Here is a 25,029-nt window from a genome sequence, read left to right as displayed (position 1 = left end):
CGGGGTCATGGTCGACGTCTCACTCCTCGTCGCGGGCGCCGTGCTGCTCGCCGGCATCGTCATCCTGGTGGCGCTTCGCGGGCGGCGGCGTGACATCGACGCGACCGCGGAGTCGGCGGTGACGACGGGTTCGATCCCGGTGATGCCCGACGGCGAGCCCGACTCCGCCGCCACGCTCGCGGCGACCGAGGCGGTGGGCGACGCGATGATCGACGCGGGCTTCTCGGGCACCACCGTGCGACGTGCCCTCGAGGACATCGCCAGGGTCAATGGGCTCCCGTCGAGCCAGGTGCTCGTGTTCCCGACGGCCCTGCTCGTCTCCGCGCGAGGCGAGGGTCATCACCGCACCGGGGCAATTACGAGCGGTGAGCGCCGCCTGCTGCTCGCGCAGGTCGACGAGCTGCAGCGCACGGTCGACGCGGCACGGAAGGGCGTGCTCGGTCCCGATTCCACGGTGCGTCGCATTCAGGACATCCGGGCGATGGCGCCGCCGTACGGCCGCGTGCTGCGGGTGCTCGGCTACGTGGTGCTCTGCGCCGCCCTCGCCGTGCTGCTCGGATCGTCGTGGACCGGCGTGGCGCTCTCGGCGGCACTCGGCGTCATCGTCGGTACGGTCCTGCTCGTCGCCGAGCGCCTCCCCAGCGGATACGGTGCGCTGCTCACCGTCGGGATGGCGTTCGTCGTCGCGCTCGCCGTGTTCCTCCTGCTGCGGGCGGGGCTGGGCTCCGGGATCCTGGCCGCGCTCATCGCGCCGCTGGTGGTGCTCCTGCCCGGCGTGCTCCTGACCACCGCGGCGCTCGAACTCTCGATGGGGCAGATGATCTCTGGTGCAGGGCGTCTCGCGGCGGGCGGTTGGCAGTTGGTGCTCTTGGCCGCCGGCATCGTCACGGCGGGGGCGATCGCCGGAGTGCCCGACTTCGACTTCACCGAGAACCCCGAGGCGCTCGGTCCTGCAGCGCCATGGATCGCGGTGGTCCTCTTCGGGGTCGGCATCGCCGTGCACCAGTGCGTACCGCGTCGATCGATCCTGTGGATGCTCCTCGTGCTCGCCATGGCGTACGCCGCCCAGGTGCTCGGTGCCGCTCTCGTGGGCGGGGTGCTCTCGGCGTTCGTCGGCGCGCTCGTCGTGGTGCCGGTCACGGCCCTGGTCGCGCAACAGCCGCGAGGACCCGCGGCGCTCGTGAGCTTCATGCCGGCGTTCTGGCTCCTCGTGCCGGGAGCGCTCGGACTCGTCGGCGTGACCGACCTGCTCACCGGCGACACGAATGGGCTGAACTCGATCGTGGCGACGCTGTCGACGATGGTGGCCATCGCGCTGGGCGTGCTCGCCGGGTCGGTCGTGTCCAACCGCATGGAGCGGCCGGTGCTCTGAGCGACCCGCCGATCAGGCGTCGGCGACGCCGGATGCCGCGAGGCCGCCGACGTCCGGGGCATCCAACCCGCGGGTGACCGTGAGCGCGCTGACGAATCGGATGAACACCGAGATCCAGCCGAAGATGATCGAGAACGCCGCGAGCTCGAACGCGGTGAGGTTGTAGTAGCCGAGCGGCTCGAACAGCACGGCGGAGGCGAGCAGCAGTGCGATGGCGCCCCAGCAGAACACGAAGAACCGCCGCGGCATGCCGCGCAGGATCCACGGCGCCCCGATGAGGAGCACGAGGAACGAGATCGACATGCCGACCGCGCAGAAGTTGTGGATCGGCGTGCTCACGTTGACGGGCACGAGGCCGACGCCCGCGAGCAGCATGCCCATGACGATGAACACGACTGAGACGAATCGGGGCGCCGAGGCTCGCTCGAGCAGGCCCTGCCGCACGAGAGTCGTGAGGTCACGGTCGACGTAGAGGGCGAACGTCGTGACGAACGCGCCGCCGATGATGAGGGCGAGATTGAACAGCGAGCTCGAGAAGTCGTCGGCCGTGCCGAGCTGGCTGAAGTGGTACTCCCACCACTGCGGGTCCTGCGCCGTCGCCATGCTCGCGAGGGTCGCGCTCGCCATGAACACGATGAGCAGCATCGCGAGCTTCGGGGTCGTGATCGACGAGACGGAGAGGTAGATCCAGTAGCCGCCGAGTCCGGATGCCACGGCCACGGCGCCGATCGACGTCCACACGTCGACGACGAGGCCCTCGAAGCTGCGCTGCAGCATCACGAACACCACCATCGTGAGGATGAACCCGATGATGGCGTGCACGGCCGCGACCGTCGCGACGTCGACGGAGAACTTCCACGGCTTCAGCCGGTGCCGCCACTCCTGCCCGGGCAGGTTGCGCGAGCGCCAGTACCCCGCGGCACCGGCGCCGATGCCGACCAGCAGCACCGCGACGGCGGCGACGAGCCCCACGGAGAATCCGCCCCAGAGCGGCCACACGCCGCCGGCGAACAGGAAGGCGGCGACGACGCCGGTGACGCCCGCGGCGAAGGCGCCGGCGAGCAGGGCTTCGGATTCCACGGCGAGGCGGCGCGGGGCGGGCGCCTCGGCGGGCGTCTCCACAACGGCGTGTGCGGTCATGGCTGGATCGTACGCCCGGCGCGTCCCCGACCGGGCAGTGGGGGATCACCTCGCTCGGCGCGTCGCGCGTAGGCTCGTTGACCATGGCGCCGGCAGCGGGGGAGGAGCGGGCGGATGCCGCGGCACTGCGCCCGAGCATCCGCGCTGTGGCCGCGCTGGCCGGCGTCTCGCCGACGACGGTCTCGCACGCGCTCAGCGGCACCCGGTCGGTCAGCGCTGCGACGCGCGAGCGGGTCGTGCAGGCGGCCGCCCAGCTCGGCTACACGCCGAACCGGCTCGCGAGCGGGCTGCGGATGCGGCGCACGGGCGTCGTCGGGCTCGCGAGCGATCGGATCGCGACGACGCCGTTCGCCGGCCGGATCGTGCAGGGCGCCCAAGAGGCGGCCCGCGAGCGCGACGTCGTGCTGATGGTCGTCGACTCCGAGGGCGATCCCGGCCTGGAGGAGGCGCAGTTACGGGCGCTCCTCGACCACCGCGTCGACGGCATCGTGCTGGCGCGGATGTCGCACCAGGAGGTCGCGCGCCCGGCGGCGCTCGGGGCGACGCCCGCCGTGCTCGTCGACGGGGTGCCCGCCGGCGGGTGGCGCCTGCCCGCGATCGCGCCCGACGAGGAGGGCATCGCGGCGACGGCGGTAGCCCATCTCGTCGCCGCCGGGCATCGCCGCATCGGCTTCGTCACGACGACGGAGGACGCCCCCGCGAGCCGTGGCCGGGAGGCGGGCTTCCGGGCGGCACTCGATGCCGCCGGACTCGCCGGACGCCACGGCTCGAGCACTGCCGTCGAGCGGGCCGCCTCGGATGCCGCGGGCGGCCGCCTCGCCGGACGCCGGCTGCTCGACCGCCCGCCGGCCGAGCGCCCCACCGCCGTGTTCTGCTTCAACGACCAGATGGCCATGGGCGTGTTCCAGGCGGCATCCGCCCTCGGCCTCGCCGTGCCGCGCGACTGCTCGATCGTCGGTGTCGACGACCTCGAGATCGTCGCGGCGGCGCTCGAGCCCGGGCTCACGACGATCGCGCTGCCCCACCGGGAGATGGGCCGCTGGGGCATGGCGACGCTGCTCGACCGGATCGACGGCGGCACGGTGGCGGGCGCGGCGGGGGCGGGCGGCACGCCGACGGATGCCGCGGCGCCCGTGCTGCTCGCGTGCGAGCTCGTCGAGCGCGGCTCGGTCGCACCGCCCCCGCCCGCCGCGGGCTGAGCGGGTCGGCTCAGCCGCGACGAGCGACCGGCGCGACGGCGAGCGGGGTGAGCCGCAGCGAGCGCACCTCGGTCGTGCCGTCGACGGACTCGACCGACAGCCCGTTCGCACCGGGCGCGCCGAAGACGAGGCTCGACATCGTCGACTCCCCGCCGTTGACGAAGACCTCGACCGACGAGGCGTCGACGACGAGGTCGAGGGTCACCACGCCGTCGCGCAGCGGCGCCGGCGTGGTGCGCACGGCGCGATACGCGTCGGGCATGGCCGCGGCGGCGGCATCCGCGTCGCGCGCGACGAAGGCCGTTCCCGTCGCGAAGTCGACGCCGACGGCCGCGAACGAGCCGTCGCCCTCCTTCACCCGGAACCGCACCTCCGATGCGGGGTCGTCGGGGTCGGGCGCGACCTCCACCGTGAGGCGGTAGGCGTCGGAGGCGGGCTGCGGCAGCTCGGCCGAGGCGTCGGGATCGAGGTCGGCCGCCGAACGTGGCGCCGCGGCATCCGGGACCCGCAGGTCGCTGCGCACCTCGGGTTCGCCCGCGAGCCCATCGAGCGCCGCGACGGGGCTCGAGACGAGCGTCGGCCGCCCGTCGACGGTGCGCAGCTCGAGCTCGCGCACGATCGAGTCGGCGCCGCCGTGCCAGTCGTCGGTGGGCAGGGCACCCGCGTACGCCCAGTTGTTGAGCCAGCCGATCGCATAGCGGGAGGCCAGCCGCTCGGCCTCGGGCCTGCGCGGGTCGTCCCACGTGACGGCGGCGTAGAAGTCGGCCCCGCGGTCGAGCCACGCGGGCTCGGCGGCGTCCGCGGCGAACCGCTCGCCGTCCCACGCGCCCGTCCAGTAGGCGGTACCCGTGGTCATACCGTGCTCGGCGCCGTTCACGCCGGCGGCGAGCACCCAGGTGGTCTTCGCCGGGTCGCCGTCGAGCGACATCCGGAACAGGTCGGGGCACTCGAGGATGCCGAGGTCGTCACGCTCGAAGCCCGAGCGGTAGGTCCACGCCTTAAGGTCGGGCGAGGTATAGAAGCCGATCTTGCGGCCCTCGGCGAGCACCATCAGCCACTCGTCGTTCGTGTCGTCCCAGACGACCTTCGGGTCGCGCCAGTGCGCCTCGCCGGGGTTGTCCATGACGGGGTTGCCGTCGAAGGGCGCGAAGTGGAAGCCCCCGTCGGTCGAGACGAAGAGCGACTGGCGCTGCACGCCGTCGGCCTGCTGGGTCAGGATCGCGATGACCGCACCGCGGCCGAAGCCCGCGGTGTCCTCGGTGTCGACCACGGCGCTGCCGGTCTCGATGTCCCCGAGCCCGTTCGCGTACTTCTCGATCGCGACGCCCTCCTCACGCCAGTGCACGAGGTCGGTCGAGGTCGCGTGGTACCACTCGGTGCCGTTCCCCTCGGGGTAGTCGGCGTTGTAGAGGTAGTAGTAGTGCCAGCGTCCGTCGAGCCAGAAGGGCCGCTGCGGGTCGTTCATCCACCGCTCCTCGGGCGTGAGGTGCACGGCCGGACGGTACGTCGACCAGTCGTCGGGTCGCGTGAAGTCGCGGTCGCCGTGGGGGCGGTCGGATGCCTCGGGCGTCGCGTTCGTGGACGCCGTCGGCGAACCGGCGGGGCCAGGCACGAGCACCACGGCCAGCACCGCCGCGATGACCGCGGCGATCGCCGCGGCCGTTGCGGCCGCCCAAGTACGGGGTCGGCGGCGCCACGGTCGCCGACGTGCCGGCCCGCTGGGCGCCGTGGGTGTCGTCGCGCCCGGCGGTGAGCCGGGTCGTGGTGTTCGATTCATGATCCTCCGTCGTGGGTTCGCGCATCGCACGATCCGTCCGTCGCGCCGGCGAAGGCGGTCCGGTCGGATCGGCGGTGCGCCTTCGCAGCGGTGTTCGGTGGGAGGAGCGCAAGCGCCACTCGAGGAATCAGGGCCTACGGTACGGGCTCGCAAATCGATTTGCAATTTCGGGCGGGCAGATCCGTCCCGTGGAAGCGCGACCATCCGTGTCAGCCCGCTGATCGGGGAATTTCCATGCGAATGCAGCCTTCGGCGAGGGTGCGGTTCAGACTTGACAACGTTGTCAGTCCACCCATAGCTTGCTGTTCGGGGGAAGCACGAACGCCACGTTCTCGACGACGGCCAGGCACCAGCCGGCGGTCTTCACGAAAGCGAAGAACGTGAACACGACACACGCTGCACCGCGCACCCATGACCGGCGCGGTCACGCCATCCGACCAGGCGCGCTCAGGCGAGCCACCCGGTCGCACCTCGACTCCCGACCGCTCGGCTGACGCCCGACGGCTCGGACCGGTCGGATGCGCGACCGCGGCACGCCGCACGCGGCATCCGACCGCCCATGGCCGCCGCCCGGCGGCATCACCACCCACCACCCTGAAACAGGAAGGCGACAGACATGTCGACACCCACCCGGCGCACGAGGCGCCCCATCATCGGAGGGATGATCACGGCCGGTGCCGTGCTCGCCACCCTCTTCACCGGCACGGCGGGAGCCGTCGCGGCCCCCGACGACCTGCAGCCCGGCCCCGAGCCGACGGCGCACACGCAGGAGGCGTTCGCGCCCGAGTCCGACTTCACCTCGAAGTGGACCCGCGCCGACGCCCGCCAGCTGAAGCGCCTGTCCGACCCCGAGGCGCCCTCGCGTGAGAACTCCATGCCGGCCGCACTCACCATGCCGACCGTGCCGCAGGACTTCCCCGACATGTCGAACGGCGAGGTCTGGGTGTGGGACACCTGGCCCCTGACCGACAAGGACGGCAACCAGTACAGCGTCAACGGCCAGGAGATCATCTTCTCGCTCGTGGCAGACCGCAGCCTCGGCTTCGACGACCGCCATGTCTTCGCGAAGATCGGCTACTTCTTCCGGCCGGCAGGCGTCCCCGCCGACGAGCGCCCCGAGAACGGCGGCTGGACGTACGGCGGCCTCGTCTTCAAGGAGGGCGTGACCGGCAAGATCTTCGACGACCAGTCGTACAGCCACCAGACCCAGTGGTCGGGCTCGGCCCGCATCGACAAGGGCGGCAAGATCAACCTGTTCTTCACGGATGTCGCGTTCTACCGTGACGCCGCGGGCAACAACATCAAGCCCTACGACCCGCACATCGCGCTCAGCGTGGGCACGGTGCACGCCAACAAGCAGGGCGTGCGATTCACCGGGTTCGACACGGTCACCGACCTGCTCGAGGCCGACGGCGTGAACTACCAGAACGGCGAGCAGAACGAGTTCTTCAACTTCCGCGACCCGTTCACCTTCGAGGACCCCGCCCACCCCGGTGAGACCTACATGGTGTTCGAGGGCAACTCGGCCATGCCGCGCGAGTCGGCGCAGTGCTCGGCCGAGGACCTCGGTTACCGCGAGGGCGACCCCTACGCCGAGGACGTCGACCAGGTCAACGCCTCGGGCGCGACCTACCAGATCGGCAACATCGGCCTCGCGAAGGCGAAGAACGACGACCTCACCGAGTGGGAGTTCCTGCCGCCGATCCTCTCGGCCAACTGCGTCACCGACCAGACCGAGCGCCCCCAGTTCGTGTTCAAGGACGGCAAGTCCTACCTGTTCACGATCAGCCACCGCGGCACGTTCGCGAACGGCATCGACGGCCCCGAGGGCGTCTACGGCTTCGTCGGCGACGGCATCCGCAGCGACTTCCAGCCGCTCAACGGCGGCTCGGGCCTCGCGCTCGGCAACCCGACGAACCTGAACTTCGCCGGCGGCCAGCCGTTCGCACCCGACTACAACCAGCACCCCGGCCACTTCCAGGCGTACTCGCACTACGTGATGCCCGGCGGCCTGGTGCAGTCGTTCATCGACACGATCGGCACGCACGACGACTTCGTGCGCGGCGGCACCCTCGCTCCGACCGTGAAGATGGACATCCACGGCGACACGACGAGCGTCGACTACTCCTACGGCAACGGCGGGCTCGGCGGCTGGGCCGACATCCCGGCGAACCTGAACGTCAACTCCGGCGGCAAGGTGAAGTAGCTCGAGCGCCGCTCCGCACGCGAGCGGCGGTCACGACGACGGATGCCCCGGGGAGCCGATCTCCCGGGCATCCGTTCGTCCGTGGCCGCCGACGGCGGTCAAGGCGACCGCGGTCTCGGTCGCGTACTCCCGCGCGAGCCGCAGTGCGGCACGCCGCGACATCGATCGGCCACGCGGGCGGCCCGCCTCGAACTCGGATGCGTGCCCCGACCGGAGCACCCGCTCCACGAGGGGACCGGACGTCGGATACGTGCGCTGGTCGATCCGCCCGGTTCGCGTCCAGAGCACGTCGACCGCACCGAAGAGCATGCCCGCCTGTGCGGGATCGCCGCGCAGGATGGCGCACGCCGCGATTCCCTCGAGCGCGTTCTCGACGCCGTCCTCGTTTCCGAGCCGCAGGGCGAGGTCCAGTTGTCGGTCGAACAGGTCGGGGCGGGCCTCGCCCAGCGTGACCCAGGCCCATCCCGCGTTCGTGAGCTCGGTCATCTCCACGAATCGGTCGCCGTCGCGCACCGCGTCCGTGAGCACCTCGTCGTAGCGGGCGAGCGCCTCAGTCGCGTGCCCACGTCGCAACGCGATGCTCCCGAGCTGCCCGCGGATCAGCGCGTTGAACGTCGGGTCGTCCTCGGGGGTGACGAGGTCGATCGCCCGCCGCTGCAGTGCCTCGGCCCGGCCGAGGTCGGGGTCGGTCGACGTGGTGCAGGCGATGCCGAGCACCGTCAGCGCCGCGCCTTCCCCCAGCGGATCGCCGGCCGCGCGGAAGAGCGCCGAGGCCTCCTCGAGCGGCTCCCGGTCCACCTCGGTCCCGGGGACCGCCAGTGCCACCCAGGACGAGAACGTGATCGCGATCGCCCGCGTGCGTTCGGCCAGGGGCCTGCCCGACTCGAGCAGGTCGTCCGTCCAGGCCTTCGCGGTGGGCAGGAGGTTGCGGATCCACCAGTAGAGGCGCAGCCGCCATACGGCGTCGGCGACCGTGTCGACGTCCCCGACGGTGATGAGGTGCCGGAAGGCGGCGCGGACGTTGTCGCGTTCGGCCTCCAGCCGTTCGACCGCGGCCTGCTGGGTGGTGCCGTGCAGCAGCGGTTCGATCTCGGCGGCGAGTCGCACGTAGTAGGTCGCGTGCGCACGGCGCGCGGCCGCGGCATCCGTGTCCTGCGCGAAGAGCGCCACCGCGAGTTCGCGGACCGGCACGAGCATGGAGAAGAACGACTCGTCACCCACGGCGCGCTGGCGCAGCAGGCTGCCGTCGACCAATTCGAGGAGGGCGCCGGGCAGGTCCACGGCCCAGAGCTCGTCCGCCGCGACCGCGTCGACCGCGTCGAACCCGAAGTCGCCGGCGAAGACCCCGAGGCGCACGAAGAGCGCCCGGGCGAAGGGACCCAGGAGATCGAGGCTCCACTCGACCGTCGTGCGGATCGTGCGCTGATGCTCGGGGAGGTCGCGGTCCGACGAGCCCAGCGTGGGAAGCACGCGGTCGAGCTTCGCGAGGAGCGCCGCGGGCGTGAGGAGTCGGACGCAGGCTGCCGCGAGTTCGATCGCGAGCGGCACGCCGTCGAGCGCCCGGCAGATGCGCGCGACGACCTCGGCGTTGCCGCTCGTGAGCTCGAACCGCGGATCGGCGGAGCGCGCACGGTCGACGAACAGCCTGACCGCCGGAGCGTCGGAGACCTCGTCGGGCGAGACCGCGCGCTGGTCGGTGGGAAGGGCCAGCGGCTCGACATCGAAGACCTGCTCCCCGTGGACACGGAGCCTCGCGCGGCTCGTCACCATGACGGTGGCGTCGGGCAGGGCCGCGAGCAGGGCAGCGATGTCGGGTGCCGCGGCGATCACCTGCTCGAGGTTGTCGAGCAGGAGAAGGTCGTGTCGCCCCCGACGTGCGATGGAGAGGCGCTCGATCGTCGGCGCGTCGCCCTCGCGCACGCCGATGGCGCGTGCCACGGCTGGGAGCACGCCGGCGGGGTCCCGCACGTGCTCGAGGGCGACGAACGTCACTCGGTCGAACCGTTCGCGGGCGAGCCGGGCGGCTTCGACCGCGAGCCGGGTCTTGCCGATGCCGCCCGGGCCCACGAGCGTGATGAGGCGGCGCGGGTCCGCCCCACCGAGCCACTCGAGCAGCGTGGGGAGGTCGGTGTCGCGGCCGAGCACCGCGCCGGACGGCATCGGGAGGCGCCCGGCCGCGTCCCCGAGTCCGGCCCCCGCGTCCGCATCGGTCGCTGCGTCCGGGCCGCCCGGGCCGGCGCCGGCGCGTGATGCGTCGAACCGTTCGGCGAGCAGGGTCGCGAGGTCGGACTCGATGAGCTCGGCGAGCTCCTCCGCGGTCGAGAACGGCGTGTACGAGGCGGTGTCGTCGTCGCGGATGCGGCCGAGGAGACCGCCGAGACGCCCCTCCCGCTCGGCCGGCTGCTTCACATAGATGAGCTTCGGCATGTCGCGCGGCGCCAGCCGGTACTCGTCCTCGAGGCCCGAGATCTCTTCGCCCGGTGCGACCCACCCGTACTGCTGCCAATAGATGCCGACGAACACGTCGCTCTGCGCGAGGTAGGCGCGATAGAGCTCGCGCGGCGGGTGCGGCCGCGCCCCGAGCTCGAACATCACGGGCGCGAGTCGCAACCGCTCGATCGCCGCCCGAGCCGCCCGGCGCTCAGGTGCCAGCTCCTTCAGCGTCGAGCTCACGAAGACTCGCAGCCGCTGATCGGGCGTGCGGATTCCCGCCGAGCCGGTCGGGCTGTTCACGGAGGCGTCTCCGCGCTCACGACGGCACCCCGGATGGGCGAGGGCCGGCCGCTGCCGCCGCGTGGGAACCGAGCGCCGACTCGAGCACGGCGCGCCGTGACATCCGTCGCCCTCGCGCGCGACCCGCGAGGAACGCCGCCGCATCGTCGGAGGCGAGCACCGCGTCCACGAACGGCTGGAACGTCACGTACGAGCGCTGGTCCGAGAGTCCGGTGCGGGCGCGGAGCGCGTCGGCCGCGCCCAGCAGCATGCCGGCGCGCTCGAGGTCGCCGGTGGTGGCCACCGATGCGCTCACACCCTCGAGCGCGAACGCGATCCCGTTGTCGTTCCGCAGCCGCACGGCGAGATCGAGGTTGCGCAGGAACGCCTCGCTCGCGTCCTGGCCGAGGGCGAGCTGCGCCCACCCCACCTGGGTGAGCGCGATGCTCTCCACGAACATGTCCTGTGCCCGCACCGCCTCGTCGAGCGACTGCTCGAACAGCGTCATCGCTCCGGCCAGGTCGCCGCGCTGCAGCCGGATGCGGCCGAGCGCGCCCCGGTACAGCGCGTCGAAGCTCGCATCTCGGCCGCCCTCCAGGTCGAGCGCCGCACGCTGGCGGGCCTCCGCGAGCTCGAGGTCGGGCGGCTCCACCGACATGTAGGCGAGCGAGAGCACCGTCAGGGTCAGGCCCTCCCCGAACTCGTCGCCGATCTCCCGGAAGAGTCGAACGCTCTCCTCGAGCTTCGCCGTGCTGATCTCCGCATCCGTCTGCCACAGCGAGACCCACGACGGGAATGCGAGCAGGATGGCCCGAGTGCGCGTCGAGAGTGGTTGTCCCGCCGCGAGGAGGTCCTCCGTCCACGTCTTCGCCTCGGGGAGGTAGCTGCGGATCCACCAGTACAGCAGCAGCCGCCACACGGCGTCCGCGACCGCGTCGACCGCGTCGACCGCGATCAGGTGCCGGAAGGCGGCGCGCAGGTTGTCGCGCTCCGCCTCGAGGCGATCGAGGGCCGCCACCTGGGTCGCTCCGCGCAGCAGCGGCTCCATCTGGGCTGCGAGGCGCGCGTAGTGGTCCGCGTGCGCGCGCCGCACTGCGGCGGCATCCTGATCCCGATCGAAGCGGGCTCCCGCGATCTCCCGCACCGGCACCAGCATCGAGAAGAGCGGCACGTCGGCGTCGCCGTGCTGGCGCAGCAGGCTCCCGTCGACGAGCTCGAGCAGGGTGCCGAGCAGGTCGGTCGCCCACGGGGCGCCGGCGGTCACCGCCTCGACCGCGTCGAGGCTGAAGTCACCGGCGAAGACGCCGAGGCGCACGAACATCGCCCGGGCCTCGTCGCCGAGCAGGTCGATGCTCCACTCGACGGTCGCCTCGATGGTGCGCTGACGTTCCGGCACGTCGCGGGCGGCGGTGACGAGCAGCGGCAGCACGCGATCCAGCCGCGCGCGCATGGCGGCCGGGGTGAGCGCCCGGATGCGGGCCGACGCGAGCTCGATCGCCAAGGGCACGCCCTCGAGCGCGCGGCAGATGTGGACGACATCCGCCGCGTTCTCGGGCGTCACCTCGAACCGGGGGTCGGCCGCCCGTGCACGGTCCCGGAAGAGGCGAACCGCCGGGGCGGCGAGGATCTCGTCGACGGTCCCGTCATCGGCCGGATCGGCGAGGTCGGGCGGCAGGGCGAGCGGCTCCACGTCGAAGACCTGCTCGCCGCGCACCCTGAGCCGCGCACGACTCGTCACGAGGAACGTCGCGCCGGGCACGTCGGTGAGCAGCGTCACGAGGTCGCGCGCGGCATCGAGCACCTGCTCGAAGTTGTCGAGCACGATCAGGTCCCGCCGTCCGGCCCGCGCGATGCCGAGTTGCTCGCTCAGCGGGGCGTCGCCCGAGTCGCGCACGCCGAGTTCGCGGGCGATGGCCGGGAGCACCTCGGCTGGGTCGCGCACGTGCTCGAGGGTCACGAAGGTCACCCGGTCGAACGGCGGCCCCGCCTGGTGCGCGACCTCGATCGCGAGGCGGCTCTTGCCGATGCCGCCGGGACCGACGAGCGTGATCAGCCGCTGCGCGTCGTCGGCGAGCCAGGTGAGCAGGGCCGTGACCTCGAACTCGCGTCCCACCGCCTCGGTGTACGGGGCGGGGATGCGCCCTGTCGGTGACCCGGTCGGCGGCGCTGCCGCGGCGGCCCTGGCGTCGGATGCCTCGTCGGCAGACGCCTCGTCGCCCGCGGCCCCGGCGTCTGAGGTGACCGCACCCCGTGACGCGTCGAACCGCTCGGCGAGCAGGGTGGCGAGGTCGGACTCGATCAACTCCGCCAGCTCGTCGGCCGTCGAGAAGGGCGTGTACGAGGCGGTGCCGTCATCCCGAATCCGGTCGAGGAGTTCGGCCAGGCGTTCCTCGCGCTCGGCGGCCCGCTTCACGTAGATGAGCTTCGGCATGTCGCCGGGAGTGAGCCGGTACTCGTCCTCGAGGCCCGAGATCTCCTCGCCGGGCGAGATCCAGCCGTACTGCTGCCAGTACACACCGACGAACACGTCGCTCTGGCCGAGGTACGCACGGTAGAGGTCGCGGGGCGGATGCGGTCTCGCGCCCAGTTCGAACATCACCGGTGCCAGCCGCAGCCGCTCGATCGCCGCCCGGGCCGCTCTCCGCTCCGGCTCGAGCTCCTTCAGGGTCGAGCTCACGAAGACGCGCAGCCGCTGGTCGGGGGTGCGGATCGCCGGCCCGGGACCCATCAGGTCACCGGCTCCACCGACGGCGCTCGGTCGGCCGCGGGCGTGGCCGCTGCCGGCGCGGTCGCCCCGCTGGCCCCTGCCGCCCCGGTGGCCTCTGCTGGTCCGGTCGGCCCGGCAGGCTCGGCCGGCTCGGCCGGCTCCACGGGTGCCAGCGCGAGGTCGAGGGCCGCGCGCCGCGACATCCCCCGGCCCCGTGCCCGCGCCGCCTCGAACGCGGCGGCCCCGTCGGAGGCCAGGATGCGCTCGACGAACGGCCGGTAGGTGGTGTTGGAGCGCTGGCCCACCAGTCCCGTACGCACCCGCACCGTGTCGGCGGCGCCGAGGAGCACGCCCACCCGGTCGACGTCGCCCGCCACCGCGGCGCACGCGGCCAGCCCCTCGAGCGCGTACGCGATGCCGTCGTCGTTGCTGAGCTGGAGCGACAGCTCGAGGTTGCGTGAGAACAGGTCGGGGCGCGCCTCGCCGCGCGCCAGCCGCGCCCACCCCGAGTTCGCCAGGGTGATGCTCTCGACGAACACGTCGCCCGAGCGCCTGGCATCCTCCAGCACCTCCTCGTAGATGCCGATCGCCCCGTCGACATCCCCGCGAAGCAGCGTGAGGGCGCCGAACGCGTCCTTGAAGAGGGCGGCGAACGTCGGATGCTCCTCGGCCGACACGAGTTCGAGCGCCCGTCGTTGCAGCTTGTCGGCCCGCTCGAGGTCGGGCGGCGTGGACGCGGCGCAGGCGATGCTCAGCGCGGTGAGGGCGCCGCTCTCGCCGAGCCGATCGCCGACCGCGTGGAACAGCGCGAGGCTCCATTCGATCGGACCGGAGTCGACCTCGGGGCCGGGCTGCGAGAGTGCCACCCACGACGTGAAGCCCATCGCGATCGCCCGGGTGTGGTCGCGCAGCGGCAGGTCGGCGTGCAGGATGTCCTCCATCCAGGCCTTCGCCTCGGTGAGCTGGCTGCGGATCCACCAGTAGAGGAACAGCCTCCACACGGCCCGCGCGACCGGATCCACCATCCTGACCGAGATGAGATGCCGGAACGCGGCCCTGATGTTGTCGCGTTCCGCATCGAGCCGCTGCAGCGCGGCCGACTGCGTCGATCCCTCCAGCAGCGGCTCCACCTCTGCGGCGAGGCGCAGGTAGTGCTCGCCGTGCACGCGGCGCACCGCCGCGGCATCCGGCTCGGCGTCGAATCGAGCGCTCGCGATCTCGCGCACCGGCACCAGCATCGAGAACAGCGGCACGCCCGCGTCGTCGTGCTGGCGCAGGAGGCTGCCGTCGACGAGCTCGAGGAGCGTGCCGAGCAGGTCGGTCGCCCAGGGCGCGCGCGCCGTGACGGCCTCCACCGCGTCGAGGCTGAAGTCGCCCGCGAACACGCCCAGGCGCACGAAGAGGGCCCGCGCCTCGGGGCTCAGCAGGTCGATGCTCCACTCCACCGTCGCCTGGATGGTGCGCTGCCGTTCGGGGATGTCGCGGGCTGCCGTGACGAGCAGCGGCAGCATCTTGTCGAGCCGCCCCAGCATCGCCGCCGGCGTCAGGGCCCGGATCCGCGCGGCGGCGAGCTCGATCGCGAGGGGAACGCCCTCGAGCGCGCGGCAGATGCGGGCGACGCCGTCGGCGTTCTCGTCGGTGAGCTCGAACCGGGGGTCGGCGGCGCGGGCGCGCGTCACGAACAGCCGCACCGCGTCGGCCGTGGAGATGGCCTCGAGTGAGGCGCGTGCCGGGTCGGGCGGGAGCCCGAGTGGCTCCACGTCGAACACGCGCTCACCGCGCACCCGGAGTCGAGCGCGGCTCGTGACGAGGAACGTCGCGTCGGGCAGGTCGTTGAGCAGGGCCATCACGTCGCCGGCCGCCGAGATCACCTGCTCGAAGCTGTCGAGCACGATGAGGTCGCGCCGGCCGGCGCGGGCTGCGCCGAGCTGGCGGCTGAGTGGCTGGTCGCCGGCGTCGCGCACGCCGAGCTCGCGGGCGATCGCGGGCAGCACGTCGGCCGGGTCGAGCACGTGCTCGAGGGCGACGAACGTCACCCGGTCGAACGGCTCGCCCGCGCTGCGCGCCACCTCGATCGCCAGCCGGCTCTTGCCGATGCCGCCCGGACCGACCAGCGTGATGATGCGCTCCGCGCCGTGGCCGAGCCAGTCGAGCAGCGTCGCCACCTCGCGGTCGCGGCCGACGGCCTCGGTGTACGGCACGGGGATGTGGTCGGTTCCCGAGGTGCTCGCGTCGTGCTCGCCGGCCGAGGCAGCGGATGCCGCGGGGTCGCCGGATGCGGCCGCCGGGCCGGATGCCGCAGCCGCGCCGGGCTTCCCCGCCGCGCCGACTCCGCCGGACCCCACGGACGCCGCCCGCGACGCGTCGAACCGCTCGGCGAGCAGTGTCGCGAGGTCGGCCGTGATGAGGTCGGCCAGTTGCTCGCTGGTCGAGAACGGGGTGTACGAGGCGGTGTCGTCGTCGCGGATGCGGCCGAGGAGCTCGTCGAGCCGCTCATCGCGCTGCGCCGGCTGCTTCAGGTAGATCAGCTTAGGCATGTCGCGCGGCGCGAGCAGGTACTCGTCCTCGAGGCCAGAGACCTCCTCGCCGGGCGCGATCCAGCCGTAGTGCTCCCAGTAGATGCCGACGAACACGTCGCTCTGGTCGAGGTAGGCGCGGTAGAGCTGCTGCGGCGGGTGCGGCCGCGCGCCGAGCTCGAACATCACCGGTGCGAGTCGCAGCCGCTCGATCGCCGCCCGAGCGGCACGGCGCTCTGGTTCGAGCTCCTTCAGGGTGGAGCTGACGAAGACCCGGAGCCGCTGGTCTGGCGTTCGGATCGGAAGTCCGGCGGCGCGGTCCATTACGGCGACGCCTCCAGCGTCGCCGGGGTGCATCGCCTTCGGCGCCCCATCCTGCCATTCTGAGGCCAGCGGCCGTCGGCGTCCATCACCCGAGATCGGGGGACACGGGCACGATGCGCTGCGCCGCGGCGGTGAGGCATGCGGTGGCCGCGCGCACGCCGCGCCTCGGCGAGCGGGGTGCGGCGGTCAGCAGCGCCGCACCCCGCCCCCATGGCTCAGCCGGCGACGCGCACGACGAGGGAGCCCCCGTCGGTCGTGCCGGCCGAGTTCTCGAGCTCGACCCGGTAGTGGTGCTCGCCGGGCGCGGCATGCGTGATCGGGAACTGCACCATCCGCCCGTCGTCGGCCGTGCGGTACACGCGGCCGATCACCGAGTCGCCCTCGACGAGCCGCACCACCGTGGTCGGCTGGCCCTTGCCGAGCTTCGCCTTCACGAGGTAGTCGCCGTCCTTGTCGGCCGACTTCGGCCCCGACGTCGACGAGAGCTGGGCGGTGGGCGGCGCGGCCGTCGCATCGTCCACGCCGGCCTCCTTGTACATCGCGCCGTGCAGCGGCGTCACCGTGAGCGACTCGAGCGTCGCGCCGTCACCGTCGGCCCACAGGCCGATCGCGTCGGCGCCGGCGTTCGGGAACACCTGGTCGGTGATCGTCGTGCGCCCGTCGGCGGTGAAGGCCTCGACCGAGGACCGGTCGACGTACGCGGTGATCGCCACGGTTCCGTCCTCGCGGAGCGCCACCGGCGCATCGTCGAGCGACGGGAATGCCGGGTGGAACGCGGTGCTCCCCGAGTTGCGCCGGTCGACGAACAGGCGGCCGGATGCCGCGTCGTACCCGATGCGCGTCGACGCCTCGTCGTCGCCGAGCACGCTCAGCCCGACCGCGTCGGCGTCACCGGGCCGGAGCACCGCGTCGATGCGCACGACGTCGCCCGCCACGGGCAGCGTCTCCGAGCCGTCGGCGATCGGCCGCGAGGCATCCGTGTACGCCCGATCGGTCTGCTCGAGCTGCGCGAACTCGGGCACGACCTGCTGCGCGAGGCGCGGGCCCTCGGGCGTCGACACGAGCCGCACGTCGCGGGGCAGCGTGTTGGCGCTTCGCCACGTCCCGGTCGGGATATCGTTCGCGTAGTCCCAGTTGTTCATCCAGCCGAGCATCACCCGCCGGCCGTCGGGCGCGTTCGAGAACGACACCGTCGCGTAGTAGTCCCGGCCCCAATCGAGCCAGTCGTAGCCCTCGAGGCGAGGCGCGGCCGCAGCATCCGAGAACATCACCTGGTCGGCGAGCACGTGCCCCCAGCCGAACCGGTTGTTGTCGACGATGCGGACGGATGCCTCGCGGCCGGCGTACTCGGCGACGTCCCAGCTCACCCAGTCGAGGGTCTCGCTGTTGCGCCCGGTCGCCGTGCGCACGACCTCGCCGTCGACGACGAGGCTGACCGACGTCTCCTCCGACCGCGGCAGCGCCGGCTCGGCGCCGAGGACGAGGTGGTCGACGGTGAGGTGGCCCCAGCCGCCCGTCGCGTCGTCGTGCACCTGGAACCGCGCATCACGGCCGGCGAACTCCGAGACGTCCCACGACTGCCAGTTGAGCGCGCCGCCCTCGGGGCCGGTGGCCGTGCGCACGACCTCGCCGTCGACGAGGAGGCGCACCTCGAGCGTGCCGTTGAACCGCTTGCCGCCGCCGAGGAGGAACGAGAGGTGGTCCTCGCCGGACTGGATGGTGAACGCCGGCGACGTGAGGTCGCCGAGGTTGTCATCGCCCTTCGGGCCGCCCTCCCACGTGTTGATGCGCTTCTGGCCGAGGTAGTAGTCGCCGCCGGCCGTCGACGGGTTGCGGTTCGGATCGACCGCGAGGTCGCCGGTCGCCGTCCACCCGGTGTCGGCGAGCGTCGTGCCGTCGGGGAACTCGAAGCCGTCGAACAGCAGGCGCCCGGCGGGCGGCTCGTTGCCGAGCTGGGTGCCGTCGACGTGCGGGTGGTTGCCGCCGCCGACGAGGAGGTTCACGAACGGCTGGTCGACGGTGAACGTCGGCGACTCGAGCGTGCCGACCGGCCAGTCGAAGTCGTTGAAGCCGTTGACGAGGCCCGCGCCGATGAATCCGCTCACCGCGTTCTGGCCGGGCAGCGTCCCGGCTGCGGGGGCGTCGCCGAACGGGCCGTTCTTCCAGTTGCCGGGCTCGTTCGCGACGGTCCAGCCGTCGTACGTGCCGTCGTCGAAGCCGGCGAAGACCTCACCCGCCGGCACCGCGTCATCCGCTACCGTGCTCTCGGACGTGAAGGTGGTGCCGTCGAAGTCGCCCACGAAGTACTGCCCGCCCGAGCCGCCCGCGACGCTGCCCGGGTTGAGGTTCACGACGAGCACCCACTTGGTGTTCGCCGGGTCGCCGTCGACCGCGAGCGGGAACAGGTCGGGGCACTCCCAGATGCCGCCCGTGGCGTTGGCCGGGCCGAAGTCGCTGAGGTGCGTCCACGTCTTGAGGTCGTCGCTGCGCGAGAGCACGACCTGGTACTGCAGCGCCTCGACGGCGGCCATGACCCAGTAGGACTCGCCCGTCTGCGGGTTCGTGTAGCGGAAGACCTTCGGGTCGCGGAAGTTCGACGAGCCCCGGTCGTACACCGGGTTGCCCTCGTACTTCGTCCACGTCTGCCCGTGGTCGAGGCTGTACGCGAGCGACTGCGCCTGGCGGCCGGCGAGCGTCGGATGCGCCGGGGTGTACGCGCTCGTGTAGATCGCCACCATCGGCGGGTTCTCGGCCGTGCCGAGGCCGCTCGTGTTCTGCTCGTCGAGCACGACCGAGCCCGAGAAGATGTCCTCGATCGCGACGCCGTTCGCGTCGAACGTCTGCGGGATCGCGAGCGGCTGCTCCTCCCAGTGCACGAGGTCGGTGCTCGTCGCGTGGCCCCAGCTCATGTTGCCCCAGCGGGTGCCGTACGGGTTGTGCTGGAAGAACAGGTGCCACGTGCCGTCCTCGTAGACGAGGCCGTTGGGGTCGTTCATCCAGTTGCGCTCCGGGGAGAAGTGCAGGTACGGGCGGTACTGCTCGCTCGCGGGGTCGGGGGCCGGTGGCTCCGCCGCGTCGGCCGGTGCTGTTCCCAAGAGGCCGGCGACCAGCGCGGCGACGGCCGTCACCGTCGCGCTTGTCGCCCATCGTGATTTCGTCGTCATCGTCTGTTTCGCCCTTCATCGCGCGTGTCACGGTTGACTCGTGACATCGTTGTCAGTCGACGGCGGCGATGCTACGCAGTGTCCGCCGGACAATGCAAGGGGCGGATGCCGCACGCCGGCGCGGCGGCGCGCGGCGGCTCGCCGCGCCGCCCCGCACCGCCGCGCCGCCACGACGCGCCGAGCGGTCACAGACGGCGCTCACCTGGCCACGGATACGGCCACCCGCGACCTCTCGATGTCGGGCGGCGGCGTGTGCCGCGGCGAACGCGCAGTCCGTCAGCTCGGGAAGACCGGGTCGTGCGCCGGGGTCCGCAGCAGGGCGCCCTCGTGCCGCACGGTGGCCGCGGCGATCGTCATGGCCTCGTGCAGGGCGTCGGTCCAGGCATCCGTCGTCTGCGGCACGCCGTTGGCCGCGATGTGGTGCACGACCGCCGAGAGTGTGGCGTCGCCGGCGCCCATCGTGTCGACGACGGGGCCGGGCAGCGTGACGATGTCGGCGTGCACCGACGAGCCGTCGGCGTGCAGGTCGGCGCCGGCGCGACCGGCCGTGGCGAGGATGGCGCCACCGCCATGTCCGGTGGTCCCACCCGCATCGCCGCCGAGCCGTTGCACGAATTCGGCGAGCGAGTCGCCGAGCAGCAGCTCCGCGTCCTCGTCACCCACCTTCACGAGAAGCGACCGCGCGGCGAGGTGCTCGAAGTTCGCGAGGAACGCCGCCCGGTCGGCGAGCATGCCCGCGCGGGGGTTGCCGTCGACCACGAGCCGCTGCTCGGGCCGTGCCACCGCGTCGAGCAGCGCGGCGTACTGCGCACCGTCGTCGAACGGGTAGCAACTCACCACGACGAGGTCGGCGTCGTCGAGCGCGGCGCGCACCGCGGTATCGAAGCGGATGCCGCGCCGCTTCGCGGCCTCGTTGAACTCGTAGCGGGGCTCCCCGTCGGTGCGATCCGAGACCGCCCGAGAGGTGCCGTACGCCGAGGGACTCTCGACGAGCCGCACGCCGTAGTCGCGCAGGTAGGCGCGGATGCGTTCGGCGGGTTCGTCGTCGCCGAGCATCGCGACAAGGGTGACGTCCTCGCCGAGCACCCTGAGGCCGACGGCCACGTTGAGGGCGGCGCCGCCGACGAACTCGCGGGAGCCGTGCTCATCGCGCAGCTCGTCGATGAGGGCGTCGCCGACGACGGTGACCCGCCGCGCAGGAGTGCTCGCGGAGGGCGTGGCGGCCGTGGGGTTCGCGTCGGTCATCCGGTCAGCCTTCCTCGCCCGGACGGATCTCGCCTGAGCCGCGTTCGATCAGTCGGGTGGGCACGATCGTACGTGCTGCGGGCGAGTGGTCGCCGTCGAGCCGCGCGAACACGCGCTCGGCGGCGATGCGCCCGATGCCCTGGGGGTCCTGGGCGACCACGGTGACCCCCGGGTCGAGGAGGTCGCCGAGCGGCACGTCGTCGAACCCGACCAGCGCGGTGTCGTGGTGCCGGCCGAGCTCGCGCAGGCCGCGGATGACCCCGATGGTGACGAGGTTCTGGCTGCTGAAGATGGCGGTGGGTGGATTCGGCGCCTCGAACAGGGCGATCGTCGCGGCGCGGGCGGATTCCTCGTCGTGCAGGTTCTCGATGACGGGCAGGTCGCGCGTGGCGACGCCGGCCCGGCCGAGTTCCTCGAGGAAGCCGCGGCGTCGTTCGCGGGCGGTCTGGATGCCGGCCTTGTCGCCGAGGTAGGCGAGCCGGCGGTGTCCGTGCTCGAGCAGGTGACGGGTGGCGAGTGCGGCGCCGTCGGCGTTGTCGCTGACGACGGCGTCGGAGGTGATCCCGGCCGGCTCGCGGTCGACGAAGACCACTGGCGTGCCGCGCCGGAGCTCGGGAGCGAGGTAGGCCTGGCTGTCGGAGACGGTGGTGAGGATGAGCCCGTCGACGCGTCGTCGCAGGAACGCGGCGACCGCCTCCTGCTCGCGGTCGGGGTCGTCGTCGAGGCTCGACGCGAAGACGGCGACGCCGTGCTCGAGGGCGGCGTCCTCGACGGCACGGTGCACGGCCCCGGCGAACGGGTTGTCGACGCTGCCGACGAGCAGGCCGAGGGTGCGAGTGCGTCCGTCGGCGCGGCGGAGGTTGCCGGCGTGCAGGTCGGGCTGGTAGTCGAGCGTGCGTGCCGCGGCCGTCACCTTCGCGATCGTCGCCGCCGAGACGTTCGGCTCGCCGTTGATCACGCGCGAGACGGTCTTCACGCCGACGCCCGCGAGCGCGGCGACATGTCGCATCGTCGGCCGGGAGCGGCCGCCCCCGGAGCCCGACGTGTCCTCTGACAACGATGTCACGATCTGCTCTCCAATGTGCCAAGTGGACTTGACTATACACATCGACATGGTCTAGACCTAACGTGACATCGTTGTCAGGGCGACAACGGTCACCCACGACCAGAGGAGATTCGTCGATGAATCACGCAGCACCCGGCGCCGTTCGCCGCCGCCTGATCGCAGTGGGCGCGCTCGCCGCGGCCACCGCACTCGCCTTCACCGGATGCGCGTCCGGCACAGCCACCGGATCGTCGGATGGCGGCGACGACACCGTCGGCGTCTCGCTCATCGTGAAGACCACCACGAACCCCTTCTTCGTCGCCATGCAGGACGGCGCCGAGGCCGCCGCCGAGGACCTGGGCGTCGAGCTCACCATGGCCGCCGGCAAGGAGGACGGCGACGAGGACAGCCAGATCCAGGCCGTCGAGAACGCCATCTCCAAGGGCGACGCCGGCATCCTGATCACCCCCAACGGCCCGGCCGTCGAGGACGCGCTCGTCAAGGCCCGCGACGCCGGCCTGTTCGTCATCGCGCTCGACACCCCGCCGGCCGACCCCGAGTCGGTCGACATCACGTTCGCGACCGACAACTTCCTCGCCGGCCAGAAGATCGGCGAGTGGACCGCGGCGAAGCTCGCAGGCGAGAAGGCGACGATCGCGATGATCGACCTCTTCGACGACAAGGTCGTCTCGGTCGACGTGGCCCGCGACCAGGGCTTCCTCGACGGCATGGGCATCGACCTGGCCGACGACACGGCCAACGGCGACGAGGAGGCATCCGGCACCTACAGCGGCGGCGACTACGAGATCGTCGGCAACGAGGCCTCGCAGGGCGCCGAGGACGGCGGCCGCACCGCCGCCGAGACGCTGCTTTCGAAGAACCCCGACATCAACGTGGTGTACACGATCAACGAGCCCGCCGCGTACGGCGCCTACGAGGCCTTCAAGGCCGCGAGCGCCACCGACGGCCTCATCGTGGTCTCCGTCGACGGCGGCTGCGCCGGCATCGATGCGGTCAAGGACGGCATCATCGGCGCCACCAGCCAGCAGTACCCCGTCAAGATGGCCGAGCTCGGCGTGAAGGCGATCCACGACCTCGTCACCAAGGGCACGACCCCCGAGAACACCGAGGGCCTCGACTTCTACAACACCGGCGTCGAGCTCGTGACCGACGACCCGCAGGAGGGCATCGACTCGATCGACACCACCGAGGCCGCCGACATCTGCTGGGGCTGATGCCCCGCACCGCACCGTGAGGTGGTGCGGCGTCGGCGACGGATGCCGCGAGCTCGCGCCCGGGGCATCCGTCGACACCAACCGGGGCCGCACCACCGCACCACCCAACATCGGAGATTTCACGTGAGTCAGCACACGACCGAGCCGCCGACGGCGGCACTCGACCTGGCCGAGGAGTTCCTCGACCGAACCACCCCGCTCAGCCGCATCCGCAACACGCTGCACCGCTATCCGGCGATCAGCCCGGCCATCGTGCTGGTGCTGTCCGTCATCGTGTTCGGACTGCTCAACGAGCGCTTCCTGAACCCGGCCAACCTGTCGCTCATCACGCAGCAGGTCGCCGTGGTCGGCACCCTCGCGGTGGCCCAGACGCTCATCATCCTCACCGCGGGCATCGACCTCTCGGTCGGCGCCGTGATGGTGCTGAGCTCGATGGTCATCGCCCAGACCACGGTGCAGGCCGGACTGCCCGCACCGGTCGGCCTGTTCCTCGGCCTGCTCGTCGGCCTCGCAGCCGGCGCGCTCAACGGCGCGCTCGTCACCCGGCTCAAGCTGCCGCCGTTCATCGTGACCCTGGGCACCCTGAACATCTTCGTCGCGCTGACGCTGCTCTACTCGGGCGGCGCCACCGTGCGCGGCGGCGAGATGCCCGCGCTGCTCACGTGGACCGGCAACACGTTCAACGTGCTCGGCGTGAACTTCACCGTCGGCGTCGTCATGATGCTGCTGCTCTACGTCGTCATCTCCTTCATCCTCGCGAAGACGGCGTGGGGCCGGCACGTTTACGCGGTGGGCGACGACAAGGAGTCCGCGCGCCTGGCCGGCATCAGCGTGAACCGCGTGCTGATGAGCGTGTACCTGGCCGCGGGCGCCATCCTCGCGCTCGGTGCGTGGATCCAGATCGGCCGCACCAACGCGGCCTCGCCCAACGCGGGCACCGACCTCAACCTCGACTCGATCACGGCCGTCGTCATCGGCGGCACGAGCCTCTTCGGCGGCCGCGGCACCGTGTGGGGCACGCTGCTCGGTGCCCTCATCGTGGGCGTCTTCCGCAACGGCCTCTCACTCGCCGGGCTCGACGTGCTCTGGCAGACCTTCGCGGTCGGCGTGCTCATCATCGTCGCCGTCTCCGTCGACCAGTGGATCCGAAAGGTACGCAAATGACCGACACCATCGCATCGGATGCCGCGGGCGGCGCGCCCGTGGAGACCCGCACGCCCATCCTCCGGGCCCGACGCCTCGTGAAGACGTTCGGCCGCGTCGTCGGCCTCGACGGCGTGAGCCTCGACCTCTACCCGGGTGAGGTGCTCGCCGTGATCGGCGACAACGGCGCAGGCAAGTCGACCCTGATCAAGTGCCTGACCGGCGCCGAGATCCCCGACGAGGGCGAGATCTTCCTCGACGGCAAGCCCGTGCACTTCAAGCGCCCGCAGGACGCTCGGGCCGCGGGCATCGAGACGGTGTACCAGAACCTGGCCGTCTCGCCGGCGCTCGACGTGGCCGCGAACCTGTTCCTCGGTCGCGAGGAGCGCAAGCGGGGCGTGCTCGGCTCCGTCTTCCGCGTCGTCGACCAGAAGGGCATGCGGCAGAAGGCGAAGGACGAGCTCACCGCGCTCGGCATCTCGACGCTGCAGGACGTGACCGTGCCGGTCGAGAACCTCTCGGGCGGGCAGCGCCAGGCCGTGGCCGTGGCCCGCGCCGCCGCGTTCGGCTCGAAGGTCGTGGTGCTCGACGAGCCCACCGCGGCGCTCGGCGTGCGCGAGTCCAACCAGGTGCTCGAGCTCATCAAGAACCTGCGCGAGCGCGGCATCCCCGTGATCCTCATCTCGCACAACATGCCGCACGTCTTCGAGGTCGCCGACCGCATCCACATCCAGCGGCTCGGCAAGCGCGCGGCGACGATCACGCCGGAGTCGCACTCCATGACGGACGCCGTGGCGATCATGACGGGCGCGGCCCGCGGATGAGCTGGGCGAGTGAGGACGGCCGCGTCGAGCTCGTGGCCCGGTTCACCGCCCTGCCCGGCCACGAGGAGGAGGTCGAGCGCCTCCTCCTCGCGCTCACCGCGAAGGTGCGCGACGAGCCCGGATGCCTCGCCTTCGAGCCGCATCGCGTCGGTCCTGCTCCGGCGGGGTCGGGCGCGACGGAAGGACCGGAGCCGATCGGCACCGGCTTCGTGGTCGTCGAGGCCTACCGCGACGACGCGGCGTTCGCCGAGCATCTCGCCGCCCCGTACGGCGCCCCGTTCAATGCGGCGCTCGGGCCCCTGATCGAGGAGGACGGCTCGGTCCTCACGTTCCTGACCCGGCTCGGCTGAGCCCGACCGCCCGAACCCGGCGGCGGCGCCCTGCGCATGACGCGGGCGTCGTCGCCGACCTCGGTCCGAC

At 72.2% G+C, this 25,029-nt stretch carries 15 protein-coding genes; 7 read left to right on the top strand and 8 right to left on the bottom strand.

Annotated features, from left to right (window positions below; translation table 11 throughout):
* Positions 1–7 precede the first annotated feature (7 nt).
* Positions 8–1,372, top strand: a complete 1,365-nt coding sequence (locus J2X63_RS07075) for a threonine/serine exporter family protein (protein WP_309975517.1) — start codon at positions 8–10, stop codon at positions 1,370–1,372.
* Between the two features lie 12 nt (positions 1,373–1,384).
* On the opposite strand, the gene J2X63_RS07070 is transcribed toward J2X63_RS07075, so the two are convergent.
* On the bottom strand, positions 1,385–2,512 hold the full coding sequence (locus J2X63_RS07070; protein WP_309975515.1) for a DUF998 domain-containing protein: 1,128 nt from the start codon (positions 2,510–2,512) through the stop codon (positions 1,385–1,387).
* 83 nt (positions 2,513–2,595) lie between these two features.
* Here J2X63_RS07070 and J2X63_RS07065 point away from each other — a divergent pair, with 83 nt between their 5' ends.
* A complete protein-coding gene (locus tag J2X63_RS07065; protein ID WP_309975513.1) occupies positions 2,596–3,711 on the top strand; it encodes a LacI family DNA-binding transcriptional regulator in 1,116 nt (371 codons plus the stop codon).
* A 10-nt stretch (positions 3,712–3,721) separates the two neighbouring features.
* Here the strand turns inward: J2X63_RS07065 and J2X63_RS07060 are convergent, their stop codons facing one another.
* On the bottom strand, positions 3,722–5,488 hold the full coding sequence (locus J2X63_RS07060; RefSeq protein ID WP_309975512.1) for a glycoside hydrolase family 32 protein: 1,767 nt from the start codon (positions 5,486–5,488) through the stop codon (positions 3,722–3,724).
* Between the two features lie 661 nt (positions 5,489–6,149).
* Between J2X63_RS07060 and J2X63_RS07055 the strand changes: the two genes are divergently transcribed.
* Entirely contained in the window at positions 6,150–7,694 is a 1,545-nt protein-coding gene (locus J2X63_RS07055; RefSeq protein WP_309975510.1) for a glycoside hydrolase family 68 protein, read from the top strand.
* 30 nt (positions 7,695–7,724) lie between these two features.
* On the opposite strand, the gene J2X63_RS07050 is transcribed toward J2X63_RS07055, so the two are convergent.
* The 6 genes from J2X63_RS07050 to J2X63_RS07025 all read right to left on the bottom strand — a co-directional run bounded on the left by J2X63_RS07050 (position 7,725) and on the right by J2X63_RS07025 (position 21,371).
* Positions 7,725–10,427, bottom strand: a complete 2,703-nt coding sequence (locus J2X63_RS07050; protein WP_309975508.1) for a DUF4062 domain-containing protein — start codon at positions 10,425–10,427, stop codon at positions 7,725–7,727.
* A gap of 16 nt (positions 10,428–10,443) precedes the next feature.
* Positions 10,444–13,134, bottom strand: a complete 2,691-nt coding sequence (locus J2X63_RS07045; RefSeq protein ID WP_309975505.1) for a DUF4062 domain-containing protein — start codon at positions 13,132–13,134, stop codon at positions 10,444–10,446.
* Positions 13,134–15,953 (bottom strand): DUF4062 domain-containing protein, encoded by a 2,820-nt coding sequence (locus J2X63_RS07040; protein WP_309975503.1) that lies wholly within the window; start codon positions 15,951–15,953, stop codon positions 13,134–13,136. The genes J2X63_RS07045 and J2X63_RS07040 overlap by 1 nt, the downstream gene beginning before the upstream one ends.
* 215 nt (positions 15,954–16,168) lie before the next feature.
* Positions 16,169–19,117, bottom strand: coding sequence for a GH32 C-terminal domain-containing protein (locus J2X63_RS07035; protein ID WP_309975501.1), 2,949 nt, complete (start codon positions 19,115–19,117; stop codon positions 16,169–16,171).
* A 276-nt stretch (positions 19,118–19,393) separates the two neighbouring features.
* The gene (locus tag J2X63_RS07030; RefSeq protein WP_309975499.1) at positions 19,394–20,362 is read right to left on the bottom strand and encodes a PfkB family carbohydrate kinase; all 969 of its coding nucleotides are present in this window, start codon (positions 20,360–20,362) and stop codon (positions 19,394–19,396) included.
* A 4-nt stretch (positions 20,363–20,366) separates the two neighbouring features.
* A complete protein-coding gene (locus J2X63_RS07025) occupies positions 20,367–21,371 on the bottom strand; it encodes a LacI family DNA-binding transcriptional regulator (protein ID WP_309977848.1) in 1,005 nt (334 codons plus the stop codon).
* A gap of 173 nt (positions 21,372–21,544) precedes the next feature.
* Here J2X63_RS07025 and J2X63_RS07020 point away from each other — a divergent pair, with 173 nt between their 5' ends.
* The 4 genes from J2X63_RS07020 (at position 21,545) to J2X63_RS07005 (ending at position 24,959) form a co-directional block, all read left to right on the top strand.
* The gene (locus J2X63_RS07020) at positions 21,545–22,642 is read left to right on the top strand and encodes a substrate-binding domain-containing protein (protein ID WP_309975497.1); all 1,098 of its coding nucleotides are present in this window, start codon (positions 21,545–21,547) and stop codon (positions 22,640–22,642) included.
* A gap of 123 nt (positions 22,643–22,765) precedes the next feature.
* Entirely contained in the window at positions 22,766–23,806 is a 1,041-nt protein-coding gene (locus J2X63_RS07015) for an ABC transporter permease (protein ID WP_309975495.1), read from the top strand.
* Positions 23,803–24,609, top strand: a complete 807-nt coding sequence (locus tag J2X63_RS07010) for an ATP-binding cassette domain-containing protein (protein ID WP_309975493.1) — start codon at positions 23,803–23,805, stop codon at positions 24,607–24,609. Before J2X63_RS07015 ends, J2X63_RS07010 begins: the two co-directional genes overlap by 4 nt.
* A complete protein-coding gene (locus J2X63_RS07005) occupies positions 24,606–24,959 on the top strand; it encodes a putative quinol monooxygenase (RefSeq protein ID WP_309975491.1) in 354 nt (117 codons plus the stop codon). The genes J2X63_RS07010 and J2X63_RS07005 overlap by 4 nt, the downstream gene beginning before the upstream one ends.
* Positions 24,960–25,029: the final 70 nt, after the last annotated feature.

The organism is Agromyces sp. 3263, assembly GCF_031456545.1.
In the GTDB taxonomy this organism is placed as follows: Bacteria; Actinomycetota; Actinomycetes; order Actinomycetales; family Microbacteriaceae; genus Agromyces.
Note: the sequence above shows the minus strand (reverse complement) of the source record. Positions and strands in the feature narration are given on the sequence as shown.